This window comes from Candidatus Uabimicrobium helgolandensis (genome assembly GCF_041508025.1).
Taxonomy (GTDB): domain Bacteria; phylum Planctomycetota; class Uabimicrobiia; order Uabimicrobiales; family Uabimicrobiaceae; genus Uabimicrobium; species Uabimicrobium helgolandensis.
The window spans coordinates 1,386,333-1,410,753 of sequence record NZ_CP165719.1 but is presented as its reverse complement, the minus strand read 5'-3'; the positions used below and the strand labels follow the sequence as shown (position 1 = coordinate 1,410,753).

Below are 24,421 nucleotides of genomic sequence, written 5' to 3'. Positions count from 1 at the left end.
CTTTCTACTTTAATTCGAGAGTTAGAACACATCTACGCTTGTTTTTTATAATGACTAAGTTTAATTGTTTTAAAAACAATGTGTTTGATTATTCTCAAAACAATCAAACCTAGCTAAAACCTAACACAGTTGTGCTCAGAAACTTTAGGGCATGTTAACGCGCCCTACGCTTCTAGGATTTTTTCATTAGTTCAATCGCTTTTGTCAATTGTTTGTCGTTAAAACTACTTTTTTGACTAAAAGATTTGATAAGTTCGCGCTGTTCTTCTGTGGAAAGGGGCAACAACACATCCGGCATAATACCGCCTTCACCATCGGAATTTTTCTGGATAGATCTTCCTGAGGGGGTGTAGTACTTAGCAGTTGTTATTTTAAGTCCTCGTTTTTCATCTCTTAGCGGTAAAATGCTTTGTACACTTCCTTTACCATAAGTTATATTTCCGAGAATAACAGCCCTGTGATAATCTTGAAGAGCACCAGCGACAATTTCAGAAGCACTTGCACTTCCTTTATTTACAATTATTATCATTGGTTTTTTCCAACATGTTTTATCAGGAACGGCACCATAGGTTTGTTGGTTTTCTTTTATACGCCCTTTTGTATGAACAATATTTCCTTCAGTAATAAAGGCGTTTACTACATCTACTGACGCCGTTAGTAACCCTCCTGGATTAAAACGTAAATCTAAAATAAGATTTTCCATTCCTTGGTTGCGCAGGGCTTTTATATTTTTTTTAAGATCGTTATATGTATGTTTATTAAATCTAGTTAATCGAATATAACCTATATGATGGTTAGTATCGATGATATGCGCATTTTTCACACTTTTTAGTTCGATACGCCCTCTTACAACATCAATTACTTGACTAGAATTACTGCCACTGTGTAAAATTCTCAATTTAACAGCTGTACCTGCTTTACCTCTTAACCAATCAACAGCTTGATCGATAGTAATTCCTTCTGCTGATTTTCCATCTATTTCAAGAATCTTATCTTCTGCTAGGATACCAGCTTTGGATGCAGGAGAACCTTCTATAGGAGAAACCACTGTAATAAAATTATCTTTTATAGATATTTCAATGCCAATTCCTATAAATTCGCCTTCTGTGCCTTCAAATATTTTTTTGTAGTCTTCCTCATCTAAATAAGCAGCGTATGGATCATCCAAAACCGAGACCATTCCATCTAGAGCACCGCGCATTAGTTTTTCTGAGTCAACATCTTCTACATAAAAATTCAAAATTTTATTGCGAATTTCTGCAATAATTTCTGCCTGTTGATATGCGTCAACCGATGAAGCCCTTAAATTACTAGTGATTTCTAAGGTTAACGTAATTACAATTACAAAGACAGACATACTAAAAAAGATTTTTTGCGTCATGTTTTGTCCCCTGTTTTCATTTTGAGAATAAATTATACCACAAAACCCCCAAGAAAACAAAAAAAATGTATCGCTTTCCATAAGTAAATATAAGGAAATACGAATATTTTTCATAGGAAGACAACAGCCCAATAAAAATGCCTCAAGTACACTACAGTTGCTCGAAGAAAAGCCCCCCAGAAAAACAGCCATAATCCTTTGGAAATAAATAACTTAACCCAAGTTGCGACCTATAAAAATTATCGTACAGTCTGGTATAATTACTCTTACAAATTCGATGTGCGCAGTTCGAATCTCGTGAGACGCAGTCGTGGCACATGGCACGAAGTAAGGGTAATGCAATGAATTTTAATCATGAAAAATTAGATGTATATCAAGTATCACTAGAATATACAAAAGAAACATTTAATGTGATGGAGAAAATGCCATCAGGTTACTGTTAATATAGCAGAAGGCAATGCCAAATTTAGCAAAAAAGAGAAAGCAAGGTTTTTCTCTATAGAAGAGCATCAGCAAATGAATGTAGTGCAGTATTCGATGTTGCTAAGATAGCCCAAATAATAGACTCAAAAGAAAAAGAGAAAATCAAAAAACTACTCTATAGAATAATTTGTATGCTTTCAAAGCTAATAGTCTAATTTTCGCACATGGAATATCGATCCACGACCACGAACCTCAAAAATCGAATTGCACACATCGTTTTTTTATACTGTTATAACGACTCTTCTCTTAAAGTAGGAAAACAAGAAGGAGAAAGTCATGGAAAAAGAAATTATAATTGTTTTCTGTATATGTGATGAGATAACACAAGCACTCAAGATTGTAGAAGATCCTCAAGTTAAAATGACTAATTCAGAAATTATGACAACAGCATTAGTTTCTATGCTCTACTTTTCTGGCAACTTTGAAAAAGGACAAAATTTTTTAGCTGAACATGGCTACATCAAAAAAATGCTAAGTAAAAGTCGTTTCAATCGCCGCATACGTGCTATTGGTGAAAGTGTATGGCTCTCTCTTTTTCATTTGTTTGCTGAAATTAGTAAGCGAAACAATCTGCGAGATTATATCATAGATAGTTTCCCTATTCCGGTCTGTGACAATATTCGCATTAGTCGTTGCAAAATATACAATACACAAGATCATCGGAGTTGTGTTGCAAGCAAACGTCGTTATTTTTTTCGGTTTGCGGGTTCGTATGTTCGTCACCAAAACTGGTTTACCAGTTGAGTTTTTGCTTGCTCCTGGTGGCTGCAATGATTGTCGTGTTCTCAAACAATTTCAATTAGATATCCCTGAAAACTCTTTTGTTTTTGCTGATAAATCTTACAATGATTACTCTTTCGAAGATATTGTTTCCGAAGCTCAGAGAAAGAAAAATTCTAAAAGGGCTTTTTCCGGAGCCGAGCCCGAGTTTTTGTTTGAGTTCGGCGAAAGTGTTATTTCTATTATTCCTCCAAAATCAAAGTTCAGACATACCACAATCGCCTATACAAAGCAAAACACCTCGTTAACAATTTTTTCAAAAACTAAAATATATCGAACTATTCGATATGACAAAACCGCTAAAAATTTCTTGGAGTAATATTTTTAGCGGTTTTTGCCATTCTCATCCACTCAACAATGCTCTAACAATCAACTAACAATAAAAAGAGCGAGCACAACTCACAACTCTATCAAGGGTAATTGTAATCATCACTTACTTTACAAGTTCAAAACAACTATCCTTTAAACCCTCTAATGTTTTGCGATCAGCGCTTTTAAAAAACTCCAATTCTGCTTTTGATATATCATAATTCATAAGAGCCTCTTCAGGATTTTTTAAAAGAGTAGTCATAAATTTTTCGTTCTTTTTTGCTTCACTTATAATTTTTTTTACATCAGCCTTAGCCATGATGACCTCCTAAGTCCATTATTTATAGTTACTTAAATTTACACAAAACATATTCATTAAAAAAAACTGGTCATTCTCGAAAATATATTTGCAAAGCTTTTCAAGGGTTTATTATAATTTGTGCTTAGTGATAAATTATTTTCTATAAAAAATATATACGACTTTAAGTTATTATTTGTTTGATTTTGCACCAAATAGTTAATAATCATAGTCCAAATTTGTTAGTTGTGTTTATATCCTAAAATCAAACGCAATTCTGATTTGGGTTATGACTTAAGCAATTGGTTGTAAATGTAGAAAATTTAATTTAAAAATCAAACCAACCTACAAATACATGTTTTGACGCTATATCGTAAGAAAAAAGACGAAAATTTGTCAATACGCAAATTTTTGTATAGCATGTATAAAATTTAAATATCATCTAACCCTAGTAAAGTCTAGAAAGATGATCAAGTTACACCTTTTTTTTTATATAAAAAATATTGTTTGGTATATTAATTGCATATAAGCGTAATCCAGAAAGACTAAAACACAAAAAATTTTTTATGCTGCAAACAAATACCTATCTATACAATATATATAAAGTAGGATGTAGCTTTCGTTTTACGAAGGAGAATTCTGGTATGAAGAAATTCGTACTATTAACCTGTGCGATTCTAATAGCTCTTACAGGTTGTACTTGCAAGAAATATAACACTGGCGGTACTAAAATAGTTGAAAAAGTTGTCTATAAAGACAAAATCGTTCCTGGCAAAGTTATTGTCAAGGAAGTTCAAGTTGGTGGTGGTGGTGGATGCGATACATGTAACTTGATTAAAGTTACACCTAAAGCTCCAGCAGAAGCTGTTATTGGTCAGCCTTATACATCAGATGCTAGTGTACAAGCTCTTCAAGATGCTGGAAACGTACACGTCTATACTGTTGTTCCTGAAGGTGTTCAGTACATTAGTAGTGAACCTCCTGCACGTGTAAACGGCAACAGACTAATGTGGAATTATGCTCTTCTTAAGAAGAACGATGCAAAAAACATAAAAGTAAACTTACGTTCTAACCGTGAAGGTGATGTAAGATTATGTTATGTTGCATCTGCAGATCCAGTATGGTGTGTAAACACTAAAATTGGTAAACCACAACTTAACATCACTAAAACAGGTCCTCAAGTTGCTCAACTAAATGGAACTGTTACCTATTCTATTACTGTAAAAAACTCTGGTACAGCTGTTGCAAGAAACGTTGTAATTACTGACCCAGTTCCTAATGGATTACAAGATCCTAATGGTAAAAGTCAACTATCATTTCCTGTTGGTGACCTAGCTCCAGGTGAAACTAAAACTGTTCAAGCTCCGTTTAAAGCCGTTACTCGCGGCCAAGTATGTAACGTTGCTACAGCAAATTCATCTAACGCTGGAAGTGTTACTGCTAGAGCATGTACTCGTATCCAAAAGAAAGAGCTAACATTAACTTGCCAAGCTCCTCAGCAAGGCAAAGTTGGACAACGTGTTACAGCAAGAGCAGTTATTACTAACCAAGGGGACACAGAGTTAACAAATGCAACTCTAACTGTAAATGTTTGTTCACAAGCACAGTTAATCTCTTCTGATTGTGGTGAAGTATCTGGAAGTAGTGCAACTTGGCGCGGTGCTTTAGCTCCAGGAGAAAGCAAAACATGTAGTTTTGTTATGACTGCTACTGCTGAAGGTCAGTGCTGCATGAGAATGAGTGCGTCTGCAGACGGTATGACAAAAACATCTGAATGTTGTACAAACTGGACAGGTGATCCGAAAATTGAAATCACCAAAACCGGTCCTGCTGAAGCTTCTCTAAATCAACAAATCGCATACACAGTAACTGTTAAAAGTACTGGTACTGCTACTGCAAGAAACGTTGTAGTTGTTGATGATCTTCCAAGCAACTTAGCTCACTCTAGTGGTGTTAGCTCTCTACGTACACCAATCGGCGACATGCCTCCTGGTGCTACAAAAACTCTAAGCATCCCAGTAACTGCTAAAGCTCCTGGACGTGCTTGCAACGTTGCAAAAGCTAACTCTTCTAACGCTGGTACAGTACAAGCACAAGCATGTACAGTAATCAAAACTCGCGACGCAAGCATCGACGTATCTTGCCCAGGTATCGCTTTCCTAGGTAAACGCGTAAGAGCAAGTGTTGTTGTTAAGAATACTGGTGATACAGCCTTAAATGGTGTAACAGTTAATGCAAATGCTGATTCTGGACTACAAATTCTAGCAGGTGAAGGTAATCCTACACTTTCTGGAAATTCAGCTACTTGGAACATTGGTTCTCTACCTGCTGGTGAAACCAAGACTTATGGTGTAACTGTTATCTCTAAAGTACCTGGTGACCACTGCTTCCGCGTTGGTGTTAACACAGCTGAAGGCGTTCGTAAACAAGCTGAATGTTGCACAAACTGGAAAGGTTTCCCTGCGTTACTACTAGAAGTAATCGATACCATTGACCCACTAGTTGCAAACGAAGAAACCACTTACGTCATCGAAGTAACAAACCAAGGAACCGCTCCTGACCACCAGGTTAAAGTAGAAGCTGCATTCCCAGCTGAAATTTCTCCTGTGTCTGCAAGTGGTGATACTCAATGTACTGTGTCTGGTAAACGCGTAACCGTTGTGCCATACCCACAATTGAATCCTAAAGAGAAGATTAAGTGGCAAATTAGAGCGAAAGCTGTACAACCTGGTGACTCTCGCCTGAAAGTATACTTAAGCTCAGAACTACTTAAGAAGCCTGTAACAGAAGAAGAAAGTACACACGTATACTAAAATCTTTTGTAACACTTAAGCAGTAACAACAGAAGAGGCCGAAGAAATTCGGTCTCTTTTTTTTTGTACACATAATTCCACAAAAAATCTCAAAATCCACTCCTCATTAACAATAAGGTAAAAGATGCAACGCATTATAAAATATAACCTTTACTTACAACTTTTCATTGCGTCTTTATGCTACGGAGGTAACGCTGCCTATGTTTGGGGACCTTTGAGTATACTAGCCAGTATAAACCTACTCTTGGTATATAACTTCGAGTCTTCTAACAACAAAGTGCTAGATATAATCGTTTTTTTATTTTTCATTTCACTTTTTATGCAATTCTTTATTCCTAATCGCCTAATTCAAATACCTGCTTTTGGAACTTCATCGCAAATTACCCACTCCTTTTCAACTCTTAACACAAAATGGAACATCTATCAGTGGCTCATACCAATAAGTGCGATAATTGTAATTCCTCGTATTGTAAAATCTCACAGTGATATCCTACAAATATGCCATTTTTTAGTATTTATAGTATGCCTACAAGGGTTTATAGGATTTATCGAGTATTTTTTTAGTCGCAATTCTTTTTTGTACGATATCTATCCTTTTTTTGGGAAAAAAATAGGAGTTACAGGAACTTACGTCACCCGAAACATCTATGCAAATATTCTTGCTGCAGGCATTCCCTTAGTTCTTGCTCAAATATTTATTTATCAAAATAAGCGATCAAAATTATCTGTTTTTACGAAAGATAATTTTTACATTTGTTTTTATATCGTTTCTTGCATTATAATAACATCAAGTATTGTGTTAAGTAAATCGCGAACAGGAATCGCATTTTATTTCTGTAGCGCACTTTCATTTTTATTTTATAATAAAAATTCGCGCACAATTACTTTGATTATAATCCTTCTTACAGTGCTGGTATGTGGAGTATTTTTTTTAGGTAACCAAGAAGTATTACAACGCTTTGCACATAGTAAAACAGATATGGATTATCGCATAGCTCATTATAAAGCTGGTTTAGATATCGTTAAGGATCATTGGCTTTTTGGTTGCGGAGCAGGTAATTTTTCGATTTTTTTCGAGATGTATCGCAATGTGCCTATTAAGATACAGTATTTTCATCTTGATAATGATTATATAGAATTTATTGCTGAGCATGGTATTTTTCCCACTTTGCTAGGTCTTTTGTTTCTTATTACTTGGGCAAAGATTGCTATACAAAAACCATTGCAAAAGAATAATGTTATCTATAGTAGTACCGTAATTTCAGTGATGGTATTTTTCCTTTTTGCAGGATTACATTTTTCATTGCATGTAAATTCTCATCGTATGTTCCTTGCCTATTTAATGGCAATACTAATTTCGAATTGGCCTAATAACAAAGAAACACTAGAGTGTATCGAAATTTAGGTTTTGCATAATACGAGTTATTTTAAAGAGTGTAATGAAAAATAAAAGTTAATCAAATTATAAGAAAGATAAATGTCAACACGCCAGTTATTGCTCCTATTAAAAAGAAAGTACTTTGATGCGCTACATAATAGTTTTTGGGTTACTCATTGTCTTTTCTGTTGCGGAAATTAAAACTTTTTCGTTCCCTATCGGAAAAAAAACACAAAAATATGAATTTAAACACTTCAGTACCAACATTCAATGTTCATCAAAAACACTTACAATTCATATTAAAATGAAAAAACGCAAAAAAGATTTTCCTAAAAACAACCCAAAAAACTTTTCCCAAGCAATATACGCCGATAAAAAACCAGTATCTTTTCTAATCTATGGTGGTAATTTAGTACTAGCGTGCAAAAAAAAAGGTGGAAACAGAAATGTGTTTCATGGTAAAGTAACAACAAAAAATAAGCAAATAATCATTAATATGATAGAGGGAAATTGCTGCTTTTCGTATAATAAACATAAAATCTTTTTCTATTATTTGCCTTTTGAATCTAAAGTAGAAATGTCGAAAGAGGCTGTACTTGATATGGCCGTTTCATTTTATAAAAAACAACTAGAAATAACTAGAACAGCAGTTGTTCCCGGAGCTAGTCAATGAAAAAACAGCTATTTTTATTATTGTTAATGATTTATGTTAGCTGTATATACAGTCAAGAAAATGAAGCTGAGGCAGAATTTGTTAGCGCTGAAGAAGTCTCAGAAATTGATAACGAAACCATAGAAGCTGATGATAGTCCATTACTAGAAGTAAGTGATTTAGATAGTGAGCAACCTTCTTTTTTACAGAAACGAGATATCGTTTTCGAGTTTTTTAATCGACCAGGTCTCGCTCTCATTCCCCGCTCAAGAACTTTTAGTATTCGCAATATTCTTTCACTAGGCATGCTCTTCGAAAGTGATGATGATCGAGATGGAAACAATGACAATGAGCTAGTACCATTTTTTTCTTTACGCACAGAAATCGCAAAAAACTTCGGCTACTTACAGTTTAAACTAGCAAATGTTATACGCTACGATAACAATTTCGATATATTTCCAAACGCTAGTGTAAGTTACCAATACAAAGCGCGAAAATTTAATTTTTCGGCACGACAAACATTTGTTCGCAGCAATCAATTCGAAAGCCTAGACGAAGGTCTAGATGATGTTACTCATCTAGCAACAACATCTTTTTCTTTTGACACAAACTACAAACGTTTTACCTACGGAACTAATTTTCGATATTCATACCGTAAATCATTTGATTTTGATGACGAAGATCACATTTTCCGCTCTTCCTTTTTTGTACAGTATAATTTGTTTTCGGGTTGGTCTGTTGGGTTCAACTACACACTCGAATATATCGATGATAAAATAGAAGATACAGTCTCACATAACACGTTTGTGTTTTTAGTATTTCCTATAGAAAGAAGTGTAAATGGTAAACTTAGCATTGGCACACAACTAAGAAATGATAATCTGCTTCTTATTGGAAATGCAAGCGTGAGTTGGAAAATACTACCTAATTTGGTCACTTCTCTTAATGCTTCAGCAAACACTTTGCCGGCATTTAATGATGCTTTTCAATATACAATACAGGCCGGAGGTAGCGCAAGTTATGTTTTTTCGGATACCTTAGGTTTTGACACAAGTATTACTTTTTTGTATTCCGAATTTGACAACGGTAACGTTGATTATGGAGCCATTATTTTTGCTAATACGAATTATCGATTAACAAGTAACATTGATCTTGATTTTCGATATCGATTAGAATATCGTGATTCGCAACAAAATAACGACTTTGCGAACCATCGCATTATTTTTGGTATTAATATTATATTTTGAGTGAAAGTTCTTACTATGTTTAGAATTATTCTAACAATTATTTTTGTATTAACCGCATGTACAAGCAACGACCCACTAGCTGGATATGAAACTCCTCCGCAAAATGCAGATGAGTACGATACAGTAAACGCCAATCCAGAAAGTTTACCTCCTCAAAAAGAAGATAAGTGGGTTCCTCCAAAACTCCAAAAAAAATACCAAGAGCCTATCCTCATTCCTGGAGATACTATTCGCATTGAGATTGTTAACGAACCGAATCTAACTAAAAATATCCTAATTCCGCAAACAGGAACAATCAATTACCAATTGATTAAAGAGTTCAAAGTCGTAGGAAAAACGGTATTAGAAGTAACAACAGAACTAAAGAAGCGTCTGTCTAACTTTATTGAAGATCCTCTCATCAACGTAAACGTTACAAAATGGAAAGAGCGTAAAGTTTATATTGATGGTCTTCCTGATGGCTCACGCGCTACAACACTACCCAACGATGAAGTGTTCACAATCAGTAGATTTTTACTCACAATAGGTGTATCTCCTAATCTCAAAGAGGTTAAGGGTGTTGACATTATTCGCGAAAATCCTATAAACTCAGAAGAAAAAGAAACTATTTTCTTGCCAATTGATGCTATTTTCAAAAACTACGACACTAAACACGACATAGTATTACAAGCAGAAGACTTTATTGTAATTAAGAAAAAAGTAAAAGTTTATCTCCAAGGTAGTATAGTCAAACCAGGGAATTACCCAATAGACGAAAACAACCAGCAAACATTATGGGATATCATACTTCTTGCAGGAGGACCACGACCAGATGCTGACCTTGACAATGTAGAAGTAATACGCGAGCTTAAAACCAAAAAAAGAACCACTATTGAACTTTCTGTTTCACCAAAAAACGAAACCTCTTTTTATGTACAAGAAAATGATATAATCACTATTCCATCAAAAAACGAAAAAAACAAAGTGGTTAGCGTTTTCGGTGAAGTAAGACGTCCAGGTGCAATCAGAATGCCGAAGAATAAAACTCGCATATCTCTTGTGATTGGTCTTGCCGGTGGACTTTCCGAGTTTGCTTCTGCAAAAATTAGAGTTATTCGTCATTTGCCAAATGATATTACCAAAAAATATGTAGTAGATTTCGACAAAATACTAATCGGCGATCGCCAACAAGATATGATTGTAAGAGGCGGAGACTTGATTGTTGTTGACTCTGGATGGTAAAATAAAAAGAATTGCGTATACACTCGCAATTCTTCTTTTTCCCATAGTATGTTATGATATCCTAAAGCATTCATGGACATCATATCAAATACCTTACTATGACTATACACAGTATATACGCGGCCAAAGAAACAAAGAACTTATACATAAAAAAGCTATTCAAAAATTCAAAATAGTGCTCGCCTACGAACCACGCAATTATTGGGCACATCTCGAAATCGGACGTTTATACCGAAAACTTCATCAAACAAATCCCCAACAAGACAAGTATCTTTCACATGCACAATTTCATTTATCTTATGCACAACAACTAATACCTTATTGGGGCTTACCTTACCTCTACTCTGCAAGAATTTGCGAAACCTTAGATCAAAACTCAGACACACTAATGTGGAAAGCCCAACTTCTTTGTCCTGCGCACGCAGCTGTAACCTCTTATGCTATTTCTCACTGGCTAATAAAACTACAAACAAATCCCCATAATCCCATATACAAACGCTTCATTCTAAATAATTTATTATTTTTAAACAATTACAACGCTAAAAAATACGGAGAGTGGTCTCTTATTGTAATAAACATTGTCTTTGACAATGAAGCTGCAATACAAAAAATTATTCCACAGAGTTCTTACGCGATAACACAACTGATCCCCGCACTAATTCATCATAAAAAATTCTCAATAGTGGAAAATCTTTTAGCAAAGTTAGACAAACATCAAAACCAAAAAAAAATACTTTCTCACTACCTACATATCCACAAAGAAAACTTAGATAATGAAAAGAACATTCACCTCTTTTTCAACATGCTATTTCATTTACAATTACGTAGAGAAGTATCTTTTTATGTAAAACACTTGGTTCCAGGTATCAAAAAGCCAGGATTATTTTATGCAAAACTTTCGCAAAAATTCTGGCATGAAAAAGACAAAAAAAATGCTCTAAGATGGATTCGCATAGCCCGAAAAATCCAACCACAAAATACTTCATTTATAAATCAAGAACAGAAAATTATTCAAAATAAAGAATAGATTTACTACACAAGAAAGCAAAATCTATTGCGCTCTTCAATTGAAATGACACTTAATCTATAGATTTATCGTTCCTATTTTCTAAAAAAAACTACCAAGTCGCGTCATTCCTTATTTCGACAAGAAATTAAGCAAAAATTTTTGCGCTTAGTAGCAATAACCAAAAAATAGAGGTCGTATCTCCTCTTTAATCATTCTGATAAGTAAAAAAATTCCTCTCGCACATCTTTTTCTCTTCGATAGAAATAATCAAATTATAAACCATAAATTGAATTTGCGAATAGCCTCTAGTATAATAAAAAAAAGTATTTTAAGTATTATAATCTAATAAGAATAAAGGATGGAACATGTCTGAAATGTTTGCTGGCTACAAAGTTTTGTCTGAGTTAGGGCGTGGGGCCTTTGGCGTCGTAAAAAGAGCTGTTGCGCCAGATAAGAGGGAAGTAGCTCTTAAGATTGTGCATTTCAAAAATGTTAATCCAGAGATTTACACAAAGATGAAATCGCGATTTATTAGAGAGGTAAAAGCCGGTTGCTCCATCAACCACAAGAACGTAGTAAAGAGTTTCCATTATGGCGAATACGAAAAGAAATTTTTTTTAGTATCGGAATTGATTAATGGTTGCTCGCTAAAGCAAAAAAAAGAAGAAAACTACTCGCTACCCAAAGCACTAAATATCGTAATGCAAATATTATCTGGCCTCGATGCCATTTACCAACAGCATATGATACACCGTGATATTAAACCGGCGAACGTTCTTGTTACAAAAACAGGTGTAATCAAAATCGCAGATTTAGGATTGGTAAAATCGAGTGCTTTTGAAGACTTTCAAACAGCTACTGGTACACTCCTCGGAACTCCAATATACATGAGTCCAGAACAAATCAATGGTGAGAGAGACATTGATATCCGGGCAGATTTGTACTCTTTAGGAGTACTTCTGTTTGAACTTTTAGCTGGTGTACCTCCCTACCAAGGGTCTACTCAAGTTGAAATTTTATGGCGCCACTGCGAAGCTCCTATACCTGATATCAGAGAATACCAACCACAAATTTCTCCCGAAATGGCCAATTTTATTACCAAATTGCTATCTAAAGCTCGCGAACACCGTCCTAATAATCCACAACAAGCTCTTGATATCCTAAGTGGTTTAAGTACTCTTTTTGATGTGAATCCTTATATCAAAACTGTTGATTTATCTAATTCTGATGAAGATTGTGTGGTAGACGAAATGGATGGTGTGCCAACCATCGACTTAGAATCACAGCAAGTAAACAAAAAAGAGATTTGTTTACACGTTGTAGGAAATTTTGCGGATGCTTTGTTAAACAAAAGGCGTTTATCGCGCGCCAAGTTTACGATACAAACAGCAACATCCACAAAGATATTATTTGTGTATACCACCAACCACGCTATTTTAGGTAGGAACTCTATCGGTTTTGATGGACAAACTATATGTTTGCGTCCCTTAGACAACATTCAAGAAGCAAGAGCTATTTCTGGCCGCCATTTTAGCTTAATAATTAAGCAACAAGCAGTGTGGATCATGGATCTACAAAGTAAAGGTACGTCTATGGATAGTCATCCTTTACCTCCTTTTATTCCGCAAATTTTAGAAAAACAACATTCTCTTAATGTCGCTAATTCCTTACAACTTAAATTGACGGTATCTTCAAAGAACGATACTTTACGTCGATTAATACTCTCAAAAGTAAATAGTAAAGTCGATATAGGGCAAGTGAGTGAAGATTACAAAAGTATTGTGATTGAACGCACCAATGACTGCAAATACCACTACTATGCAATTGTACCGAATTATTTGAGGATAAACATCGAGAGTATTCTTCCTGATCCAAAAGGAGAATTGGAGTTGATGACGTGGGCAGGGCATTTATGGTTATGTGGGATTCATCAAAATCAATATGTATGTAAACCTATTCTGGAAAATGATTCGTTCACTATTTCTGGATGTAAAATACTAACAGATAGAATAAAACCGGAAGACCAAAAGGTGAAGTAAAATGAATAAGGAAAATGACTGGGAAAAACATTTTTCAAAAGCAATTTTGAATAGCGAAAACGATAAAACTTTCTACACCTATAGCCGCGAAACATTAATGAACGCTCAACCATCGGTGCATTCGCTGTCGAATCTTCATACATATGATCATAGTATAAGTGAAAATGAAATCCAAAATTCGTTATCAAACCTTTCAACACAAAATGGTCGCGTTGACTTCAATAATTTAGCTAGAGATAACCAACAAAAAAATATCACCAGTACCGCTAACCAATACGAAATTATAAATGTTATTGGTAAAGGTGGTATGGGTATTGTCTATTTGGCGGTGGAAAAAAAACTAGGACGCCATATTGCTATAAAGAAAATATCATCTGGTAATATAAGGCCAGATGATAAAAATAAATTTATTGCCGAAGCTCGCGTTCATGCATTTCTTGAACATCCGAACATAGCACCGATTTATGAATTAGGGCAAACGCCTCAAGGAGATATTTTGTTGGCGATGAAACTTGTGGGAGGAAGCGTCTGGAGCAAGTTACTACAACAGCATAAACAAAATACACAAGGACAATACTCTGAGGAAAGTTGCTTACCTCACTTTAAAATTTGGCTAGATATGGCGAATGCGGTCGCTTTTGCACACAGTAAAAATATCGTTCACAACGATCTAAAGCCAGACAATATAATGGTGGGAGATTTTAACGAAGTTCTATTAATGGATTGGGGAATTGCAGTTGATATTGGTAACAAGCCATTACGAGCATTCCCTAAAGAAACCATCAAACTCCCTACAGGGACCATGTCATATGCTCCACCTGAACTTGCCATGGGGAAGGGAAGTTTCATTGGGGTATGGACAGACATTTATTTATTGGGAGCCATCCTTTATCAAATTATCATCCATACCCCACCACACCGTGGAAAGACTTTGCAACAAGTAATGGTAAAAGCATATGAAAGCGCACCACCACCCTTTTCCGCAAATGTTCCCATTGAACTACAGAATATTTGTTGCAAAGCAATGCAAAGAAATCCTCGCGAGCGTTATTCATCTGTTCAAGAGTTTATAAAGGATGTAAATGATTATCTCGATAGTCGTGATAGTATTCGCATTTCTGAAAATGGTTGGCAAGTGATTCTAGATATTAGCGAAGTAAATAAACAATATGATACACTTGACAATGCCCTTGAAGAATTTTCGGCGGCGTTAAAGGTTGATGCAAATAATCATTACGCCTTATTGGGAAAACTAGAAACGCATTATCTTTATGCTTTACTTGCCTTAAAAAGAAAAGAGTACTCTCTCGCAGATGAACAAATACAAAAAGCGCGACTCATAGCAAAGAGCGGCAATAAATTGATAGATGCAAGAAAAGCCAAAAAAAATTACATGCAAAAGTTTACAAAAGAAGGCTCTGCAAAATTGATGTTCAAAAATCTTGAGGATGTACAAGTACTCTCTGATAAAATCACAGAACAAAAACAGGCTTTTATTCTTGACCAAAAAAGAAAAGCGCGCTATTTACAAGCGCTTTACATTGCAATTGCCTTCATCATCGTATCTTTGACAACAGGGATTTATTTGATTAGGCAAAAGCAGCTACAAGTAACATTGTTACAAGTACAAACCGATTACGAAAAAGACAAAGAAAGCATTGCCTCTTTTCAGTCGCAAATAAATGAAACTGTCGCGATTATTCGCGAAGTCAAATCTATCAAATCTAGTTTGAAAGAAATCAACAATCGTAGTCTATCATTGATTGCCACTGCTAGATTATATACGCAAGATAAAGACTATCTTGCAGCCCAGAAAACACTTGCAAAAATTGATGGTAGTAGTGTATTTTCGACATCGCGACAAAAACTAGAATCTCTAAAAATAAGCGTTGTTAACAAAGAAACGACCTTACAAACAAAATTTTTTGGTATAAAACACATACAAAAAAAATGGCAAAAAAATGAAATCCAACAATTATTATCCACTGTTATCAACTCTTACCAAAGTCTAAAAAAAGAACAAAGATCTTTTGATTACTCTCGGACCTTTGATGCCAATGAAAAAATCCAACGACATAAGCAATATATATTAGAGTATTTAATACTCCCTAATACAATTACAGAACGCAAGGTGATTAAATTGGCAAACAACATGGCCGTTGCGGATCTTTATTCTCCACAATATTTTCCTTTTGTTGATGATATTAGAAATGCAATTGATATATACGATGAGCAACAGAAAGTGATATCGATTGTTCATCAAAACACAGTAGCTGCAATGACATTTTCGCCAAATTTGCGGTATTTTGCTTCTATAGATAAAAGTGGTCTTGCGTATATTTGGAATATTCTAAGTAATAAAGTCATTCATATCAACACAGGATTAGACAAAGCAAGATATATATACATTAGTAGTGATAACCAATATATTATAGTTGAGAAGAAAAGAGTTACCCACGCATACTCTATAGAAACTCAACAACAAGTGAACGATTTAGTTGTAAAAAATGAACCAGCGGTAAATGCCAATGGGAAATGGTGGCTATCCAATGGAAAAAAACCACCTATTTTATTTATTACTCATAAACCTTCTGCAAAAACGTACCAAGTCGATTATAATGTTAGCGAAATGATGTTTGCTCCGACAAGTAATACCGTTGCTATCGCTTCTTTTAATAAAATAGTGCTCGCTCAACCGGAATTTTCCAAACAACAAAAGATCACCTTTAAAGAATTATGTTCTTTTGAAAAACCAAACAACGCTTTTAGTAAAAATATCACTTGGAGCAGTGATGAGATGCTATTAGCTGCAACTGGGCAAAACGGTGACCTTGACATATGGATTGTTCATCGAGAAAAACAAAAGTTATTTCATATTTTTCATACTTCAAAAAATTCCTTGGGATTTATTCCTATTGGAATACGTTTTATTCCCAATAGTTACCAATTACAAATATGGACAAAAAAGTCACATCGCGTATATGAAATTTTTCCAAACATTAAACGAACCTTTATAAAAGAAACTCCTCTTCCAAAATATCTAAAAAATTCCCTATTTTCCATCATTCAACTAACAAAAAATTATGGAATAAAACAAGGAAAAATGAATTGCGAATTCAGGTTTTCAAATAATGGCCAAGAAATAGCTTTTGGGATTGGCCCAGCTTGCTTTTTAGGTAATATTTCTAGTAAAAGTGTCGATTTTAACACGGTATATCCTCTATTGTCGCAAACCGATTTTCATCGCAACACATCTCTGCATGATATATCTTTTTCCCCAGATGATAATGTTTTAGCAATAAAACTCACTCGGGAAATATTTATGTGGAATTTGAAAAAAATTCGTACTTATGAAAGTAATAAACAAGGAATCAAAAAATTGTTGACAGGTACTGGGGGATTAATCGAAAAGTTTTCTGCTAAACATAATCGAGCCGTTTTTATTCCACAACCACATAGTAAGCCAGCGCTACTATATATCAATAGAAAACATAAGAAAACAACAACGCCGTACTACACACGTTATCCAATTATTATGCGAAGTTATCAAATAAATAAAGTGTACTTCTCTGATGAATTTCGCTATGGTTGCGAAGTAATCTCAGAAACACGTGATGAGGAACGCTATGTTTCTAGAATAAAAATCCTTAAAATAGATAATTTCACAAAAGAACTTGTCTTAAAAGTGAGTAATCCGGAATGGAAAGGAACAAGTTCAAAAACCTTTGCTGTAAAATTCTTGAATAACAATCGCGACATTTTATTTGGTAGCAGTAAAGGAGAATTTTTGTTGTGGGAAAATTGGGAGCAGTACACAAAACTTCAAGGTAAAGACCTCAATTTTAAAAACTACCCAAATATGCTAAAAACACTTCCTATGAAAATAGACGATCCGATAAAAACCATTTCTTTTGAAAAAGAAACCAATACTTATTGGATCATCACCACTAATGCACGAATATATGTTTGCTATTACGATGGTACTACTACGAAACCTAAGCCTATAGAGCTATTTCCACAATACGAAAAAATAGGCGTTGCAGTATCCCCTGATTTCAATCGAGTTGTCTTTATTCAAAAGGATTTTACTGTTTTTGTTTTTACTTTGAAAAGTAAATGATCGATTACAGCTAGCGATTGAATCAATCGCTAGCCGTTGTCCTAAACTAAAGCGTCACAATACCTAGCCTCCGAGCAAACCAAGTACCACCAGAACATGGTTTATTTCATATAACAACGAGATACAGCATTTGTATTTTCTAAATAAAAAGCGTATGCTTTGTAGAGGGTGCTGTTCTTTATTTTTTGAAGTGATTTATTACGAATTTCTTTCATTATTATTCCTTGCGGTTTAGGTTATAAGTAAGCTGTAGTATCGTACTGAGCTATTTCTATTAGATATAAAATGTACCTGGGTAGTGTTAAACAATTTAAACTACAAAATTTAGAAAGATAATTATGACAAAAATAATCATTGGTATTCACGGTTTAGCAAATAAGCCAGAAGAAAGCCAGTTACAACATTGGTGGAAAGAAGCGATCGCTGAAGGTTTGAAAAAAAATTATAGTAGCGAAATAGATTTTGAATTTAAGATGATCTACTGGGCAGATCTTTTTTATAGACATCCTTTACACGATGATAAAGATTATGAATTTGATAGTCTTTATAACAGTGAACCGTACATAGAAGCAAAAGATGGAGCATTACAACCATACGAAACAGGATGGTTTCAGAGAATTCGAACAGAAATGACTGATCCCAGTGGTCGAATTCTGGACTTGATAAAAGATAATTTCAACATCGAATCTGCAGCTGATTATTTGCTTTCTAAATTTTTTAAAGATCTACATTTTTACTACTCAGGCAAAAAATTAAAAGATCGCGAAGGGAACAAAATACCTGCAAAAGAAATTCTTCATAAACAAATTAGTAAAGTACTTGGCGAAAACCAAGACAAAGAAATTATGTTTGTTAGTCATTCAATGGGAAGTTTAATTGCCTTTGATTCGCTGCACGGTTTACCACAAAATATAAAAATATCAGAATTTGTGACAATTGGTTCACCTCTTGGTATTTCCCACGTAAAGTTAAAAGCTTCTGATAGTGGTATTCCTTTAAAGAAACCTTCATGCATAACTGGTAAATGGATTAATTACGCTGATAAAAAGGACCCCATCGCCATCGATTCACATTTGTCGGATGATTATGAAGGTGGCGTTGAAGATGACATGGTACTAAACGACTATGAATCAAATGGAAAACGCAATTACCATAAATCATATGGTTATCTAAGAACACCTGAGTTTTCGAAACATGCTAAGCGTTTTTTAGAAAATGAATAACCTGCAATATAACAACCATAATTAAGCTCAACTTTTTGATATTAGAACTCTTGAGCGCAACTTTCATAGAACGATACGGAAATATTTACTGTATCACCAGAAGATCCACCTTGAGCAAGCTAGAGTGGTAATTCGAATTCTGTATTATGTCGCTTATGTGGCTTTTATAATTAGATATTTCTTTTTTTAGTATCTCTTCTGAAGGAAGGACAAGCCTATATTCTGCGGCATATATTTGGTTTTCGAAACTTCCAAAAGCATATTCAACCATAACCTCGTCTTTACCTGCACAAAGAATAAGTCCAACAGGCTCATTTTCTCCTTTTAATACTTCATGTTCTTTACAGTAGTTTAAATAAAAATTCATTTGCCCAGCATCTTCTGGTTTAAAATCTCTTATTTTTAAATCTATTAAAACTAAAGATTTCAAAATTCTATTGTAAAGAAGTAAGTCAATATAGTAGTGATTATTACTAAAGGAAATATCTCTATTCTTTAAAGTAATGAAATTAATATTATTATAACGGTAATGAAACTAATAGTAAAAGTAAGTAGAAAAAAGCTATAAGTTAACTTGTAATAGCAGGTCGGAGCAGACGGGCTAGGACAGCAGGGAGGAAGAGTAGTTTAACTCTATTATCAGTAGTAGAATATTTAAAGATAGAGCTAAAATTTGAATATTGCAAAAACTTCAAAAATGTATTATACTACACAGTAGTAATACTAAAAAGTAATACTAAATAGTAATCACACTTAGTCAATCTTAATTAAGAGTAAAAAAATATGCAAAAAGAAAGAATAAGTATTACTATCCAAAAAGATTTGTGTAACGAGATACATCGGTATACAAAAGCTAAAAATATATCGAGAAGTGAATTCATTGAACAAGTTTTATTGAATTGGGAAAAAGAATATAAGAGACAGCAGATGATTGAAGGTTATAAAATGATGGCAAAAGAAAATTCAAAAATAGCTCAAGATTTTTCTGCTCTGTCTCAGGAGTCATGGCCTGATGAGTAACTTTCCGAAAAGAGGAGAAATTTGGTCTATACAATTTGATCCCAAAGTAGGCTCGGAACAAGGTGGTACTAGACCAGGAGTGATTTTACAAAATGACATAGGTAATAAATTCTCAAAGACGACTATTGTTGCTCCCTTAACAACGACAATACGTGAAATGCCTGTGCATGTTTTATTAAAAAAAAAAGATGGTGTGAGAAACACTTGTATGCTTATGCTCGAACAAATTCATACCATTGATAACAAAAGGTTAGTAAAGAGACTAGGTAAAATTCCGCAAGAAAAATTCCAAGATATTCATGAGGCTATACTATATAGTTTGGGTTATAAGTCTTTAGAATAGAGATCGCTTACTTATTATTCCAAGATGTCTATTGCTCTTCGTGAATAGCCAGTAGAAGAACTTAATTGCATCATAATTGCACCATAAAGTTCATTACCTTTTCTATCATTAGAACTAACTGCCCATAATTGCGCCAAAGTACATTAATCTTTTTAATTGCGCCATGTTTTCTGTCTTTAGAATTAATTGCGCCAAAGTATTGGATTCTGTAATTGCGCCACGATCAAATTATAATTACACCATAGTATAACAAACACTTCTACCTCTACCTTCTTTCTTTAAAATACCTTTATCAATTAAGTCATTTAGCTCCCTAAGGGCTGTTCTTCTAGGAGTATCAAATAATTCTCGGTATTCTCTATTGGTAATTTTGCCATGAGTTTTTATATAAGAAACGACTCGATTGTCTCTATCTGTAAGTTCAACATTATCTGTTATTAGATGTATGGTGGCGCACTTATCCACAGCAAAATTACTTTTATCCACAATCGCTTTTGTGAATTCGTCTCTAATTTGTTGTAAATCATCTTCTATTTTCGAAACACAGCTAGACAGGGTATCGTCGATTTCCTTTATTTTACTGCTATTCCTGCGTTGTTGATCGACTCGAATAGAACTCCCTTGTTCTATATTTGCAATCTTATCCTCAACAAAAGTAATCCTTTTATCAAAAGATATGCGAACGTCATCCAAGCGATTGTTAATAGCGGCGATTATTTTCGCTGTGATAATATCCCAACTATCGTCTCTATTCCATGATTTTTCTAGCTCTGTGAATGCACGAATAATATCAACAGAGCGTTTAATTGCCACTTCTGACTTCAGTAGAGTAGACAACATATTCATGCCTTTTGCTGTAAAAGCTTTGGGGGCAAAACCTCCGCTCCAGGCGAGGTTCCAATTTGGAACCTCGTTTAGAACCCTTGTTTCTTCTAGTGTTAATTCGAAGTAGAAGTCACTGGGAAACCGCTCTCTGTTTCTAGAAACCGCTTTATTTATCAATTTTGTTTCCGTTTGGTAAATTTCGGCTGCTGTTTTATCTAAAATTGCCTTAGGTCTACCTGGTAATGTAAGGATAGGATAAAATTGCTCTCCGACTGATATTGCAAGTGTTTGCATAGGTTCTTCCTTAAACAATTTGTACAATACTATATTCATTTTTCTAATGAATATGAGCATCCCAAAAGAGATCCTAATTTGGGATCTCTACTAGAAGCCTTATTATATAGGACTTTGAACGGTATTAGGCACATCGATTATGGCGCATTTAAGGATAACTAAATCTAATTGCGCCATAATTGTATCATAATCGCGCCAAATTCTTATTAGAATCTTTCTGTAATTATTGTACTAAAAGGATCTCAGTCGAAGTACCAATTTGGCACCTCGCCATTTTAGAATTACTGATTTTCTATTTCAAATTCCACAAACAATTTGGTTTGTTCCAAAACTGTTTCTGTAGCTAAAGCTTGCATGTCAGGTGGATATCCATATTTGCGAAGTAAGCGTTTGACGATTACTTTTAGTTTAGCTCTAGCACTTTCTTTTATATTCCAATCAATCGTAGCACTTTTGCGTACTCTGTCAACTAAAACAATGGCTAACTCTTTCAGTTTTTCCGTCCCCATAACATCTTTGGCACTGATGTTTTGTGCAAGTGCGTCGTAGAAGGCTAATTCATACGATGATAGACCTAGTTCTTCGTTTCTGTGGTCGGCTTTTTTGATATCTTTTGCTAAGGAGATTAACTCGTTGATTACTTCGGTAGCGGTGAGTACTTTATTTTGGTATCTTCTTATAGAGTCTTCTAGCATTTCAGCGAGTTTCTTACTTTGTACTATGTTTGTGCTAGTGCGGCTTTTTATTTCGTCGTTGAGAAGTTTTCTTAGGAGTTCGATGGCTACGTTTTGATGTTGCATTCCTCTTATTTCTGCCATAAACTCTTCTGATAAAATGGATATATCTGGCTTCTTGATTCCTGCTGCTTCAAAGATATCAACTACTTTGTTTGAGACAATAGCTTTGTCTATCACTTGACGAATGGCTGTTTCTATTTCTTGGTCGCTTTTCTCTGTTGTGGATTTATCGAACTTGATCAATCTTGTTTTTATCGCTTGGAAGAAAGCTACTTTTTCTTTTATTTCTAACGCTGCTTTATTGGGTATAGATAAAGCAAATGCTTTTGACTGATCAATGACTTCTTTGCAAAAGTGTACTTTGCCATCATCTAATCCTAGTATGTATTCTTGTGCTTGCAAGATAATAGATAGTTTTTGTGCGGTGTTTGCTGAGAAGTAAGATTCATAGTTGAAACCTTCGAATAGTTGCTCTCCAGAACCTCTAAGTTCATTTTGTATAGAGATTTCTGCAGCTATAGATTGCCCTGTTGACTTTGTTGCGACACCTTTTTTGGCTCTTACAGGTGGAATTATTGGTAGTTCAAAAAAATACAGATAAAAGAATCGCGGATACACTATCAAAAAAATTATGCGTATAATACGTTAGCGATATTTTCTGTAAGAATGTTTCTTGTGGCTCTAGTAGTTGCCAACGATTAAAATGGTGTTATTGCAGATTTTCCTCGTTTGCCAAATAGCACTGCAATTTTTTGGCAATAATTTCCACACTAGGAGATTTCATCATGTTTATATGGTTGCAAGAAATAGGTATTACCGTAATCTGCGGTGTACTATATTTCTGGTATCTCGCCACATAGTCTCGCTCTTGGCATTCCTCCTGTGCCTGGAAATAGTAAACAGGGACAGTCACCTTCGCTGTGGGAATGAATCGCTCCATAGCATCGTAATTTGCGTTGTAGACATTTCGGTAATTTTTCCAATTTTCTTTAAGCAGACCTTTGGTCTTCGATAACAAATACTCGATTTGCTCATCCTCAGGCCATTGTTTTATCTCTTGTAATGGAATTTTAATATTGTGTAGGTAAATCCAGCATCACGGGAGCACCGCGTAGAGCTTGTTGCCAGTACTCCAACTGCCTGTCACCAAGTTCTCCAGAGTAAAAGGTGATACAGAGATTCCACTCAATACTTGGGTACACGTTGCTGGTGTATACGATGGTCAAAATGTTAAATTATTCGTGAATGGTATTGAGCAACAACAAGTGAAACAAGTTACTGGTAATATCTTTATAAATCCAACCAGAAAAACAAGACTTGGTAATAAGAATTTTTTCGGACGACTTGAAGAAACTAGAATATCCAATGTTTCTAGAGTTGGTTGCGATCCAGGTGAAATTGTTACCACCGACGTGAGGCGTAAATTTTTCTATAGCGGTTGGCGTGTTATTGAAGAGCGTGAGCAAACAGCAGCAGAAGGACAAACGCTCGGTCAAGAACTTCCGTGTCACGAGGTTGAAAATTTACTAATAGATCCCAATACGATCTCTAAAGTACTAAAAAGCAAGTATTACAATAAGTACGTGAGTAAAAATCCACAAGAAATAAAAAAAGACTTAGAAGACATCGCAAAAAAAATGACTGCTGACGTAATTAGAGAGATGGTTGCGTTTCGAATGAACGCGTTACTAATGCCTCAAGACTATTCAATGGTATCAATCTGTAAAGGCGTAGACGTTTTAGAAGACTGCGATAGTATGGCTATATTGAAAAAAAAATTTCTAGAAACTGCAAATAGTAGATTTTTAGAAGTTCAAAAGTTCATGGCAGAAGAGTCTTCGTCGCAAATATTCGAAGAAGTAGCTAAAGAAGTAAAAGAGTGGCTTAGTTCAGAGTTTTGGGTCGATTTCTTTCCTGGTAAAGAATTACTAGATGCATTACTGAAAAAATATGGAATTGATAAAAAGGCAATGTCAACTTTTAAAGTTCACCTTGTTCAAGAATGTGTAAAGACTCCTAAAAATACTTTACAGCAAACTTTAAGTTGGTTGAAAAAATCATCCGAATTAGAATAAACACAACAAAAAAATTTACTCTGCCATATATCTGCCATTCATGCGCAAAAATAGGTAAATTTACCCCACAAAATGCGCAAAATATGAAAGTCACATCCAATAAAAAAAGCCCTGTATTCTTTGAAAGTACAGGGCTTCTTATAGTGCGCCCGGCAGGATTTGAACCTGTGCCCC

20 protein-coding genes are annotated in these 24,421 nt (G+C 34.8%); 14 read left to right on the top strand and 6 right to left on the bottom strand.

Going from position 1 to position 24,421, the window contains the following annotated elements; translation table 11 throughout:
- Nucleotides 1-172: 172 nt before the first annotated feature.
- Entirely contained in the window at nt 173-1,381 is a 1,209-nt protein-coding gene (locus UABHE_RS05125; protein WP_372369167.1) for a S41 family peptidase, read from the bottom strand.
- Nucleotides 1,382-2,140: 759 nt separating this feature from the next.
- On the opposite strand from UABHE_RS05125, the gene UABHE_RS05120 reads away from it, so the two are divergent.
- Complete coding sequence (locus UABHE_RS05120) at nt 2,141-2,608, top strand: hypothetical protein (protein ID WP_372369166.1); 468 nt, start codon at nt 2,141-2,143, stop codon at nt 2,606-2,608.
- The gene (locus tag UABHE_RS05115) at nt 2,577-2,963 is read left to right on the top strand and encodes a hypothetical protein (protein ID WP_372369165.1); all 387 of its coding nucleotides are present in this window, start codon (nt 2,577-2,579) and stop codon (nt 2,961-2,963) included. The genes UABHE_RS05120 and UABHE_RS05115 overlap by 32 nt, the downstream gene beginning before the upstream one ends.
- A 114-nt stretch (nt 2,964-3,077) precedes the next feature.
- Here the strand turns inward: UABHE_RS05115 and UABHE_RS05110 are convergent, their stop codons facing one another.
- Complete coding sequence (locus UABHE_RS05110) at nt 3,078-3,272, bottom strand: hypothetical protein (protein WP_372369163.1); 195 nt, start codon at nt 3,270-3,272, stop codon at nt 3,078-3,080.
- Between the two features lie 623 nt (nt 3,273-3,895).
- On the opposite strand from UABHE_RS05110, the gene UABHE_RS05105 reads away from it, so the two are divergent.
- The 9 genes from UABHE_RS05105 to UABHE_RS05065 all read left to right on the top strand — a co-directional run bounded on the left by UABHE_RS05105 (nt 3,896) and on the right by UABHE_RS05065 (nt 18,953).
- Nucleotides 3,896-6,064 (top strand): hypothetical protein, encoded by a 2,169-nt coding sequence (locus tag UABHE_RS05105; RefSeq protein WP_372369162.1) that lies wholly within the window; start codon nt 3,896-3,898, stop codon nt 6,062-6,064.
- A 124-nt stretch (nt 6,065-6,188) separates the two neighbouring features.
- Complete coding sequence (locus UABHE_RS05100) at nt 6,189-7,469, top strand: O-antigen ligase family protein (RefSeq protein ID WP_372369161.1); 1,281 nt, start codon at nt 6,189-6,191, stop codon at nt 7,467-7,469.
- Between the two features lie 118 nt (nt 7,470-7,587).
- A complete protein-coding gene (locus UABHE_RS05095) occupies nt 7,588-8,115 on the top strand; it encodes a hypothetical protein (RefSeq protein ID WP_372369159.1) in 528 nt (175 codons plus the stop codon).
- Nucleotides 8,112-9,341: a hypothetical protein gene (locus UABHE_RS05090; RefSeq protein ID WP_372369158.1), complete on the top strand. Its 1,230-nt coding sequence runs from the start codon at nt 8,112-8,114 to the stop codon at nt 9,339-9,341. Before UABHE_RS05095 ends, UABHE_RS05090 begins: the two co-directional genes overlap by 4 nt.
- A 15-nt stretch (nt 9,342-9,356) precedes the next feature.
- The gene (locus UABHE_RS05085; RefSeq protein ID WP_372369157.1) at nt 9,357-10,562 is read left to right on the top strand and encodes an SLBB domain-containing protein; all 1,206 of its coding nucleotides are present in this window, start codon (nt 9,357-9,359) and stop codon (nt 10,560-10,562) included.
- Nucleotides 10,540-11,589, top strand: coding sequence for a hypothetical protein (locus UABHE_RS05080; protein WP_372369156.1), 1,050 nt, complete (start codon nt 10,540-10,542; stop codon nt 11,587-11,589). The genes UABHE_RS05085 and UABHE_RS05080 overlap by 23 nt, the downstream gene beginning before the upstream one ends.
- A 347-nt stretch (nt 11,590-11,936) precedes the next feature.
- Complete coding sequence (locus UABHE_RS05075) at nt 11,937-13,610, top strand: serine/threonine protein kinase (RefSeq protein ID WP_372369155.1); 1,674 nt, start codon at nt 11,937-11,939, stop codon at nt 13,608-13,610.
- Between the two features lies 1 nt (nt 13,611).
- Nucleotides 13,612-17,730 (top strand): protein kinase, encoded by a 4,119-nt coding sequence (locus UABHE_RS05070; protein ID WP_372369154.1) that lies wholly within the window; start codon nt 13,612-13,614, stop codon nt 17,728-17,730.
- A 338-nt stretch (nt 17,731-18,068) separates the two neighbouring features.
- Entirely contained in the window at nt 18,069-18,953 is an 885-nt protein-coding gene (locus UABHE_RS05065) for a hypothetical protein (protein WP_372369153.1), read from the top strand.
- 85 nt (nt 18,954-19,038) lie between these two features.
- Here UABHE_RS05065 and UABHE_RS05060 read toward each other — a convergent pair whose 3' ends face one another.
- Nucleotides 19,039-19,437: a PDDEXK nuclease domain-containing protein gene (locus tag UABHE_RS05060; protein WP_372371569.1), complete on the bottom strand. Its 399-nt coding sequence runs from the start codon at nt 19,435-19,437 to the stop codon at nt 19,039-19,041.
- A 299-nt stretch (nt 19,438-19,736) separates the two neighbouring features.
- Here UABHE_RS05060 and UABHE_RS05055 point away from each other — a divergent pair, with 299 nt between their 5' ends.
- The gene (locus UABHE_RS05055; RefSeq protein ID WP_372369152.1) at nt 19,737-19,973 is read left to right on the top strand and encodes a ribbon-helix-helix protein, CopG family; all 237 of its coding nucleotides are present in this window, start codon (nt 19,737-19,739) and stop codon (nt 19,971-19,973) included.
- Complete coding sequence (locus UABHE_RS05050) at nt 19,966-20,316, top strand: type II toxin-antitoxin system PemK/MazF family toxin (protein ID WP_372369151.1); 351 nt, start codon at nt 19,966-19,968, stop codon at nt 20,314-20,316. The genes UABHE_RS05055 and UABHE_RS05050 overlap by 8 nt, the downstream gene beginning before the upstream one ends.
- A gap of 234 nt (nt 20,317-20,550) precedes the next feature.
- Here the strand turns inward: UABHE_RS05050 and UABHE_RS05045 are convergent, their stop codons facing one another.
- The 3 genes from UABHE_RS05045 to UABHE_RS05035 form a co-directional block, all read right to left on the bottom strand.
- Nucleotides 20,551-21,435, bottom strand: coding sequence for an ORF6N domain-containing protein (locus UABHE_RS05045; RefSeq protein WP_372369149.1), 885 nt, complete (start codon nt 21,433-21,435; stop codon nt 20,551-20,553).
- 281 nt (nt 21,436-21,716) lie between these two features.
- Entirely contained in the window at nt 21,717-22,790 is a 1,074-nt protein-coding gene (locus UABHE_RS05040) for a DUF3387 domain-containing protein (RefSeq protein ID WP_372371567.1), read from the bottom strand.
- A gap of 91 nt (nt 22,791-22,881) precedes the next feature.
- Nucleotides 22,882-23,190, bottom strand: a complete 309-nt coding sequence (locus UABHE_RS05035; RefSeq protein WP_372369148.1) for a hypothetical protein — start codon at nt 23,188-23,190, stop codon at nt 22,882-22,884.
- Nucleotides 23,191-23,290: 100 nt separating this feature from the next.
- Here UABHE_RS05035 and UABHE_RS05030 point away from each other — a divergent pair, with 100 nt between their 5' ends.
- A complete protein-coding gene (locus tag UABHE_RS05030) occupies nt 23,291-24,247 on the top strand; it encodes a LamG domain-containing protein (protein WP_372369147.1) in 957 nt (318 codons plus the stop codon).
- Nucleotides 24,248-24,421: the final 174 nt, after the last annotated feature.